8 protein-coding genes are annotated in these 9354 nt (G+C 47.3%); 3 read left to right on the forward strand and 5 right to left on the reverse strand.

Features of this window, described 5'->3' with window-relative positions; all coding sequences use genetic code 11:
* The 4 genes from C7Y66_RS28940 to C7Y66_RS33185 all read right to left on the reverse strand — a co-directional run.
* Nucleotides 1–1088: CHASE2 domain-containing protein (locus C7Y66_RS28940; protein ID WP_146149905.1), on the reverse strand; the 1088-nt coding region annotated here is incomplete at its 3' end.
* Nucleotides 1089–1182: 94 nt separating this feature from the next.
* Entirely contained in the window at nucleotides 1183–2169 is a 987-nt protein-coding gene (locus C7Y66_RS28945; RefSeq protein ID WP_106548189.1) for a vitamin K epoxide reductase family protein, read from the reverse strand.
* A 279-nt stretch (nucleotides 2170–2448) separates the two neighbouring features.
* Entirely contained in the window at nucleotides 2449–3285 is an 837-nt protein-coding gene (gene btpA / locus C7Y66_RS28950) for a photosystem I biogenesis protein BtpA (protein ID WP_041462514.1), read from the reverse strand.
* 59 nt (nucleotides 3286–3344) lie between these two features.
* The gene (locus C7Y66_RS33185) at nucleotides 3345–3473 is read right to left on the reverse strand and encodes a hypothetical protein (protein WP_255410085.1); all 129 of its coding nucleotides are present in this window, start codon (nucleotides 3471–3473) and stop codon (nucleotides 3345–3347) included.
* Between the two features lie 274 nt (nucleotides 3474–3747).
* Between C7Y66_RS33185 and rimO the strand changes: the two genes are divergently transcribed.
* On the forward strand, nucleotides 3748–5067 hold the full coding sequence (rimO, locus tag C7Y66_RS28955) for a 30S ribosomal protein S12 methylthiotransferase RimO (protein WP_015155495.1): 1320 nt from the start codon (nucleotides 3748–3750) through the stop codon (nucleotides 5065–5067).
* A 70-nt stretch (nucleotides 5068–5137) separates the two neighbouring features.
* Entirely contained in the window at nucleotides 5138–6586 is a 1449-nt protein-coding gene (locus tag C7Y66_RS28960; protein ID WP_015155494.1) for a DEAD/DEAH box helicase, read from the forward strand.
* 112 nt (nucleotides 6587–6698) lie between these two features.
* Here the strand turns inward: C7Y66_RS28960 and C7Y66_RS28965 are convergent, their stop codons facing one another.
* On the reverse strand, nucleotides 6699–7652 hold the full coding sequence (locus C7Y66_RS28965) for an aldo/keto reductase (protein ID WP_106548190.1): 954 nt from the start codon (nucleotides 7650–7652) through the stop codon (nucleotides 6699–6701).
* A gap of 132 nt (nucleotides 7653–7784) precedes the next feature.
* Between C7Y66_RS28965 and C7Y66_RS28970 the strand changes: the two genes are divergently transcribed.
* Nucleotides 7785–9242: a BCD family MFS transporter gene (locus C7Y66_RS28970; RefSeq protein WP_106548191.1), complete on the forward strand. Its 1458-nt coding sequence runs from the start codon at nucleotides 7785–7787 to the stop codon at nucleotides 9240–9242.
* The last annotated feature ends 112 nt before the right edge of the window (nucleotides 9243–9354 follow it).

The raw sequence follows: 9354 nt of genomic DNA on the forward strand, positions 1-9354 counted from the left end.
CCTTGAAAAAAAGAAAGAAAAGTAATGCTAATTAAGCCTAAAGCCGCCAGCAGCACGTAAATTGTGGAATAGACGATCTGCCAACGGCAACTGAGATTTGCTGCCACCACGATCCAAGCCACTATCCACGCACTTTCCCAAAAATCCGACCAGACGTGGATTAAGGGGCGTTCTCCTAAAGCTGCGCTGACAATTTGGCTAACAAAATTAGCATGTAGTTCTACTCCGGCAATCGGTTGAGCTGCTCCCCATAGGGGACTGGCGCTATCGGGAGTATAGAAAAAATCCTTTAAGCTAGGGGCAGTAGAACCGATAATGACAATGCGATCGCGAAATATTTCTGCTGGTACTCGCTCAGCCAGTACGTCACTCATCGACACTCGGAGAAAATTCGTGCTGGGGTGACGAAAGTTAGCGAGGATTTGATATCCACCAGCATCAGCACCGACATAACCGCCATCGTGGGGCTGAAAGCGGTGAAACACGGCTTGACCCAAATGCAACGCCTGAAAATTGTTCTCGATTAATGGGGACGCGATCGCTTCTGCTTGCAGGTACGTTAAAGCTAGCTTCAAATCGAAGCTTTCATGTAGTTTTGTAGGTGTAGACCAGTACAGCAACCCTCGCCTCACCCTACCATCAGCATCTAAGACAACATTGTTAAAACCAACGCGATCCAGCCGATCCAAAAAGGGCGATGGGGCGACCCTAGAGCGATCGCCCAGTTGTTCTATACCGATTAAATTGTCAACGATCGTCAAAGCTTGGCGTAATTCCTGCTGACCTGGAGGTACGGGCAAGTCGCGATAAATATCTAAACCTATAGCGCGAGGCTTGGCAACACTCACTTTTTGCAACAATTCGGCAACTACCCGATCTGGTAAGGGCCACTGCCCGACTTGCTGTAAATCTGCCTCATCGATCGCCACAATTGCAATCCTAGTGTCTTGCGCTTCCCAAGGACGCAGGCGAAAAAACCGATCTAAAGCCGCCCACTCCAAAGGCTGTAGTAAACCACTGAAGCGTAGCAACAAGCAAATAGCAGCGCTAAAAATTGTAATCCAAACTCGCTGTTTACGAGATAGCAAAGGAGGGTTAAGGAGTGAGGAGTGAGGGGTGAGTGGCTAAATTCTGAGTTTTGTTCTAGTGACTAGTGACTCGTGACTAGTCACTAATAACTAACTACTGAAATGCATTCGGAAAGTTCTTGAAATTCGTCTGTCCTTTATAGCCAGAAATTTCTGCTAATTCCTTCAAAGACTTCACACCTGCATATTGTTTACCGTTAATCTCCCAAGTGGGAAAACTTTGAATCTTGGCTGCTTCGCATTCGGGTGCTAGCTTTTTGGCTTTAGGGGGAGCGCACTCAATATGGTTGATATAACTGTAAGCTTCTTTGCCAAATAGTTGCTTTTGTTCGTGACAGTGGGGACACCACCAAGCGATGTATTCTTTAGCTCCAATCTCTTTAAGATGTTTTGCCAGTGCGATTTCTGATTCTCCAGAAGTCGTTGTAATCTGCCAACCAACTCCTGGGATGGGATCTCCAGCAGGCTCTAGCTGGACTTGTTGTGCAGTAGTAGTATCATTTGGTTTTTCTACGTCCGCATAAACGGCAAGCGTACCAATTAGCGTGACCATTCCTACTATCAATGCTGTAAATAATATTTGCCCTACGTCTTCCCAGGAGCGACCTAATAGTGTCAGGGTTAGCATACTAACCGAGAAGAGCGCCGAGGCAATACAGTACAAGCAAAAGGCGTTGATTTTAGCAAATAGCACGTACATTAAGTAGCCGCTAAAAACGGACATGGCGATCGCCCCTGCTAATAGCAGCATCCACGTCACATTCTCCAACTGAGAGCGGAGTGCTTTATTTTGAGTTGGATTAACTGCTAGGGGAGTCAGGGCAAACACGACCATACTCGTATAAGCCAAACAACCGAATAAAGCCAAAGGTAAGCCAAATACAGTTGCCCAAGGACTTGAAAGGACATCCGCGCAGCTAGAACTCGCCTCAGCACCCGCGCTAGCGAGACATCCAGGCGTGCGTCCCATCAACTTTTCTATAGTTAAGTATGCCGTGACCAGCGCCCCCACTCCGGCGATCGCAGCGATCGCGGGGCGAGACCAGCGATGAATCCAAGGTGTAGAACGTCGGCGTATCATAAACAAATGACAAATGATAATTAATAAATGACAACTAATTATTAGCTTTGTCAATCATAACGGAACCTTTTTACGACCCTTGGGCAATATCACAACTCCGTTACATAGTAGGGAGCAGAGGGGTAGGTGGGCTTTGTGTGCAGGTGAGCTTCAGGTGCAACAACCAACAACCACCAATTACCCATTACCCATTACCAAATCACCAATTCCGCGCTTCCGAATTCTCCCCACTCACCACTTATTCCCGACTCCCGTACGGGCGGGTTTAGAAACCCGCCCCTACCGACTCCCGACTCCCTTCAAACTAGCTACTTTTGTAAAACTGCGACGTGCGGCTTCGACAAACTGGCTGACGCGAATCGGATCGACTGGCTGTTCCCGTCGTCCGTGACGTTTGAGAGAACTAGAAACAATCACTCCATCTGCGGCTGGCATTAAAGTAGAAATATTTTCCCAATCCGCACCACTGCCAATAAAAACTGGCGTGCCGTTGGCTGCTGCTGTCGCCAGTTCTAGGTCTTCTAAGTTGGGCGGGTTACCCGTTGCCCAACCAGACAGAATCACTGCGTCGGCTAGTCCCCGCTCGATCGTGTCTTGTACGGCATTGGTTAAATTGGTAGAACTGAGAGGACGAGCGTGCTTTACCAATACGTCCGCAAAGATTTTGACATCGCTACCAAGTTCTCGCCGATAGCGCAAAAGGCTGTGAGCTTGTCCTTCAATAATGCCTTGATCTGTTGCCATTACGCCTGTTAGAACATTGACGCGAATGAATTGTGCCTGCACGCAACTGGCGATCGCTAATCCACTATGTGCGTCGTTTCGCAATACGTTCAGTCCGATCGGTAGAGTTACTAGCTGTTTGAGCCGCTGTACGATCAGTGTCATGGCGCTGACGACTGCTGGATCGACTCGCTCTTTAACGAAAGGTGCGTCAAAAAAATTTTCGACAATAATTCCATCTACTCCACCAGAAGCTAAAGCTGTAGCTTCCTGTTCTGCCCTGTCAATGACAGCAGCTAAACTTCCACCCCAGCGAGCCGAGGTAGGCAGGGGTAATAAATGTACGACTCCAATGATAGGGCGATCGGTTTTAAATGTCTGATTCAGATCCACGTCTTTACAATACTTCGGACGCACTTATTTAGAAGTAGGCTAAGACAAATCATAACTTCTTATAGTGCTGCATAGAGCGGTAATTGGTAGTTGGTAGTTGGTAGTTGGTAGTTGGGTGGTGAGTGGTGCGTGAAGAAAGGGTGTAGGGTGTAGTGAGTGGTGAGTGTTTTAATTGCGACTGCGAGCATAGCGACTTGCGGCTTGAAATTGCTCCTTCAGCAACCTTGCGCTCCCTCAGCTCTCTTCCTCCCTGCTCCCTAGCAAATAATTTTTGTAAAATATTGTAAATTTTCATTCATTACGCTACTATATAGATTGCATAGGTTGAGCGATTGCATTGACCGCATCCAGTGAGCAGAGAGCCATAGGGGTGTAGCATCAAACGGGAAAGCCGTTTTGGAAGCGATCGCTACAATAGAACGACTGAAAAACCCTGTCTCTACTTACACTTAAATTGATTTCATGGGCAAAAAGCCAACAATTGCATTTTCTCATCTAGGCTGCGAGAAAAATCGAATAGATACGGAACACACGATCGGACTCCTCGTTCAAGCTGGATACGAAGTCGATAACGACGAAGAACTAGCTGATTATGTTGTCGTCAATACTTGTAGCTTTATTCAAGCAGCGCGTCAAGAATCGGTTCGTACTATAGTCGAGCTAGCAGAAGCAAATAAAAAAATTGTCATTATGGGCTGCATGGCACAGCACTTTCAGGAACAACTGCTAGAAGAGATCCCAGAAGCGGTAGCCGCGATCGGTACGGGAGACTATCACCAAATTGTAAACGTAATCGAGCGGGTAGAAAAGGGAGAAAAAGTAAAGCTTGTCTCGCCCGAACCAACATATATCGCTGACGAAACTACACCTCGCTATCGCACGACGACGGAAGGAGTTGCATACCTGCGGGTGGCAGAAGGATGCGATTACCGTTGCGCTTTTTGCATTATTCCTCACTTAAGGGGAAATCAAAGATCGCGCTCGATCGAATCGATTGTGGCAGAAGCAAAGCAACTCGCCGCTCAAGGGGTACAGGAAATTATCTTGATTTCCCAAATTACCACTAATTATGGTGTAGACTTGTACGGCGAACCAAAATTAGCGGAACTGTTAGTTGCTTTAGGTAAAGTCGATGTTCCTTGGATTCGGATGCATTATGCTTATCCAACAGGGTTGACACCGAAAGTCATCGAGGCAATTCGAGCCACGCCAAATGTCTTACCGTATTTAGACCTACCCTTACAACACTCCCATCCTGAAATTCTCCGTGCGATGAACCGCCCTTGGCAAGGTCGGGTCAATGACAGTATTATCGAACGGATTAAAACGGCAATCCCAGAGGCAGTTGTACGGACAACATTTATAGTAGGATTTCCTGGCGAGACAGACGCGCACTTCGAGCATCTGATGCAGTTTGTCGAACGCCACGAATTTGACCATGTGGGTGTGTTTACATTTTCTCCAGAAGAGGAAACTCCAGCTTACAGCCTGCCGAATCAAATTCCTCAAGAAATTATGGATGCAAGACGAGATGCATTAATGGCACTCCAGCAACCGATTTCTTGGCAAAGAAATCAGGCGCAAGAAGGCAAAGTTGTGGATGTTTTAATCGAGCAAGAAAATCCTGAAACTGGAGAATATATCGGACGTTCAGCTCGGTTTTCACCAGAGGTAGATGGTTTAGTCTACGTCAAAGGTGTAGCTAGGTTAGGTTCAATCGTGCCAGTCAAAATTACCGAGGCTGAGCCATACGATCTCAAGGGTGAGGTTGTGAGTAGCTAATAGCGCATAGCTATCGATCGATAACAATCGATAACAAAAGTAGAAAAAACAGAGTAGTTTAGGAGCTTAAATGAATTTATCCTTTGAAAGCTTAGGTCTTTCAGAAAGCCGTATTCAACAATTAGAAAAAATTGGATTCACTACACCAACCAATATACAAGTACAGGCAATCCCCCAATTATTAGCAGGGCGCGATGTCGTTGGCAAATCTCAAACAGGTACGGGTAAAACAGCCGCATTTTCTTTGCCGATTCTAGAGCAAATCGACCATCAAAGTAAGGCAGTACAAGCGCTAATTCTCACTCCTACGAGGGAATTAGCCGTTCAAGTCTGCCAAGCAATGAAAAGCTTTGTAGATCGAAACGAAAGCCGCATTCTAGCTATCTACGGCGGGCAATCAATTGAACGCCAAATTCAGCAGCTCAATCGCGGCGTACAAATTGTGGTTGGTACGCCAGGGCGAGTGATTGACTTGCTCGATCGCGGCAATCTTAAGCTAGATAAAGTGAAATTTGTCGTACTTGACGAAGCCGATGAAATGCTGAGCATGGGTTTCATTGATGATGTGGAAAAAATTCTTGCTTCCGCACCAAAAGAGCGACAAACAGCTTTGTTTTCGGCAACAATGCCAAGCGCAATTCAGATGTTAGTCGGGAAGTTTTTACACTCGCCCGTCACAGTTACGGTAGACCAGCCAAAAGCTGCTCCTACTAAAATTAGTCAAGTCGCTTACCTCGTACCGCGTCATTGGACAAAAGCAAGAGCATTGCAGCCAATTTTAGAATTGGAAGACCCAGAATCTGCAATCATATTTGTCAAAACTCGCAAAACAGCAGCAGATCTCACCAGTCAACTGCAAGCATCGGGTTATAGCGCCGACGAATATCACGGCGATTTAACCCAACAAGCACGGGAGCGCCTGCTATCGCGGTTCCGCAACAAGCAAGTACGGTGGGTGATTGCAACAGACATCGCCGCACGCGGTTTAGACGTAGATCATTTAACTCACGTTATTAACTACGATTTACCTGACAGCGTAGAAACTTACGTTCATCGGATCGGACGCACGGGTAGAGCCGGAAAAGAAGGCACGGCAATTTCCCTCATCCAACCGTTCGATCGCCGCAAACAGCAGCAGATCGAACGTCACGTTCGCCAAAGCTTGAAAGTTAGCTACGTCCCCACCAAAGCGCAAATCGAAGCGCGGCAAATTGAAAAACTGCAAGAACAACTGCGGGAAGTTCTCTCTGGGGAAAGATTAGCCTCCTTCTTGCCAATCGTGCGCGAACTGAGTGAAGAATACGACGCACACGCGATCGCCGCAGCTGCTTTACAAATGGCTTATGACAAAACCCGTCCAGCGTGGCTCGACTCCGCTGAAGACGACATAGCAGACGAAAAGCGCTCCACTCCCAAGCCTCGCTTAGCCAAACGCGATCGCAACGGAGAAAAAGAGTTTTCCAGCTCAGACAAGCGCTCAGTTGCTAAACCCAAACTGCGCACGGCACGAGAAAACTAGAGCATAGGGTTTTTAAAGATAAGAGAGACAAGGAGGACAAGGGAGACAAGGAGGACAAGGGAGAAATTCAATTCCATTATCCAAAATTTCCCAACCCCCGACTCCCGACTCCCTAATAAAGCCACGGACGAGTCACTTGCTCTAACTGAGTTATTTCTTCGTCCGTCATTTGCCAGCCGAGAGCGCCAGCATTTTGCTGGACTTGGTTGGCATTTTTTGCACCCGCGATCGCAACTAGGTTACCTTGAGCAATTAACCAATTAAGGGCAACTTGAGCGGGGGTGCGTCCGTGGCGATCGCCAATTTTTTTCAAGATCGAAATCACTGGTTCGATTTTTTGCAAACCTTCTTTGCTAAAACGAGGATCGATCCGGCGTGCGCCTGTAGGCTTCTCGGCACTACTAGCCGTGTATTTTCCAGTTAACAAGCCTTGTGCTAGAGGACTGTAAGCCAAGATTGTTACGCCTAGTTGTCGTGCCGTGTCGAGAATGCCGTTCGTTTCAATTTGCCGCGTTAAAAGCGAGTAGCGGACTTGATTGCTAGCCAGCTTGACTCCACGGGCTGCCAAAATTTTGTATGCTTGCTGCATTTGTTCTGCGGAATAGTTGCTGACTCCTACTGCCTCGATTCTGCCCCGTTGCACTTCATCGGCAAGGGCATTCATCAGCGTTTCTTGACTCATGAAAAAGCTGAAAGGCCAGTGGACTTGGTAGAGGCTGACTCGCTCCAAACCCAGACGCTTGAGGCTTTCCGTCAGCGCATCAGAGACGGATTGAGCTGTAAACCGCCAAGGCGCGGGACCGAATTTCGTCGCAATCTGAATGGGGCGATCGCTTTGTTGGATGAATTGCCCCAAATACTTTTCTGACGTACCAAACCCGTAAACTTCCGCCGTGTCAAAGAACGTTGTCCCTGCATCCATTGCGGCTTGGAAGGCTACCTGTAGCTGCTTGGCATCCTCCTCATCGCTGCCATAGTTCCAAAATAGTTTGTCGCCCCACGCCCACGTTCCAATGCATAAAGGACAAACAGCAGCGCCATCCTGACCTAATTTGATAGTTTCCAATTTTATCGTACCTATTTACACTTCTTTACACACTCTTAGTGTAGCGTTGCCGTCGCGATCGCAGTTCTGGCTAAGGTTTATCCTAAAAGAAAGCAGAAAATGTATCGATAAATAGTTGTTTTTATAAAAAATATGGCGAAAAGTAGCTTGTCCGAACGAGAACAGTTACCTCCTAAAATTAATATCCTGACTATGTTCCGGTTAGGCTTATTTCAAATGGGACTGGGGATGATGTCCGTTCTCACCCTGGGAGTCCTCAATCGGATTGCGATTAAAGAATTGGCAATTCCGGCTACCCTAGCAGCAGGAACGATCGCCATGCATCAGTTTGTGGCTCCCTCGCGCCTGTGGTTCGGGCAAATGTCTGATGCCAAAAAGATGTGGAGCAATCACCGCACGGGTTACATTTGGATTGGTGCGGCATTATTTGCGATCGCTGCCTTTCTTGCAGTCCAAGTTATGTGGCAACTTGGCAGCAGTATATACAACCAAGGCTGGAGTTTCGTTACCTATGGTTGGATAGCGTTATTGGCAGGAATCTTTGCTTTGTACGGGCTGGCACTCAGTTCTAGTTCTACCCCTTTTGCCGCTTTGCTCGTCGATGTTTCCGATGAAGACGATCGCTCGAAACTCGTAGGTGTTGTGTGGTCAATGCTCATGGTAGGAATTGTGATTGGGGCAATTATCAGCTCCAAACTTCTGCCCGCTGCCTCCACTTGTCAAGAGTCAGCTGTAGGAACAGTATCGCTTTACAGTCAACCCGCTCAACTTGCTATCCTACAAAGCTCGATTAACCGCTTATTTTTCATTTTGCCGGGAGTTGTCACTGGGTTAGCTCTACTATCAACGTTTGGTGTAGAAAAAAAGTATTCTCGCTACACTTCGCGATCGATAGTCGCAGATAGAGAAGACCAAATTACCATATCTAGGGCGCTGAAAGTCCTAACCGCCAGCCGTCAAACGGGTTTATTCTTCACCTTTCTCCTCGCCATGACACTCAGCTTATTCATGCAAGAAGCAGTGATGGAACCTTATGGCGGGGAAGTCTTCGGAATGTGCGTTGCGGAAACTACGAGGCTGAATGCTTTTTGGGGTACGGGTACGTTACTAGGAATTGGTAGCACGGGCTTTTTAATCGTGCCACGGATTGGCAAGCAAAAAACGACTCAAATCGGTTGTATCCTAGTTGCTCTGAGTGTAGGACTCGTCATTGCATCGGGTTTTACTGCTAATCGCCAAGTTTTGCAGGGAGCATTAGTCCTATTCGGCTTGGCTTCTGGCGTGACCACCACGGGTGCATTGAGTTTAATGCTAGACTTTACGGCAGCAGAAACAGCAGGGACATTTATTGGCGCGTGGGGGCTGGCGCAGGCATTAGCGCGGGCAACGGCAACAGTCAGTGGAGGGGCAATATTAGACGTAGGCAAACAGCTATTTTCAGCCCCAGTGCTAGCTTACGGTTTGGTATTTACCATTCAAGCGTTGTTAATGGTACTAGCAATTTGGTTACTCAGTCGCGTAGATATAGTCGAATTTCGCAGCAACGCCAAAAAAGCGATCGCCTCAGTGTTTGAAAACGAATTGGATTGATAAATGGGTAATGGGTAATGGGTAATTGGTAATTGGTAGTTGCTTTCTTGTCCCCCTTTGCCCCCTTGTCCTCCTTGTCCCCACACCCTACACCTGTCTCTTATACACATCT

Source organism: Chroococcidiopsis sp. CCALA 051, assembly GCF_003015105.1.
Classification (GTDB): Bacteria; Cyanobacteriota; Cyanobacteriia; order Cyanobacteriales; family Chroococcidiopsidaceae; genus Chroococcidiopsis; species Chroococcidiopsis thermalis.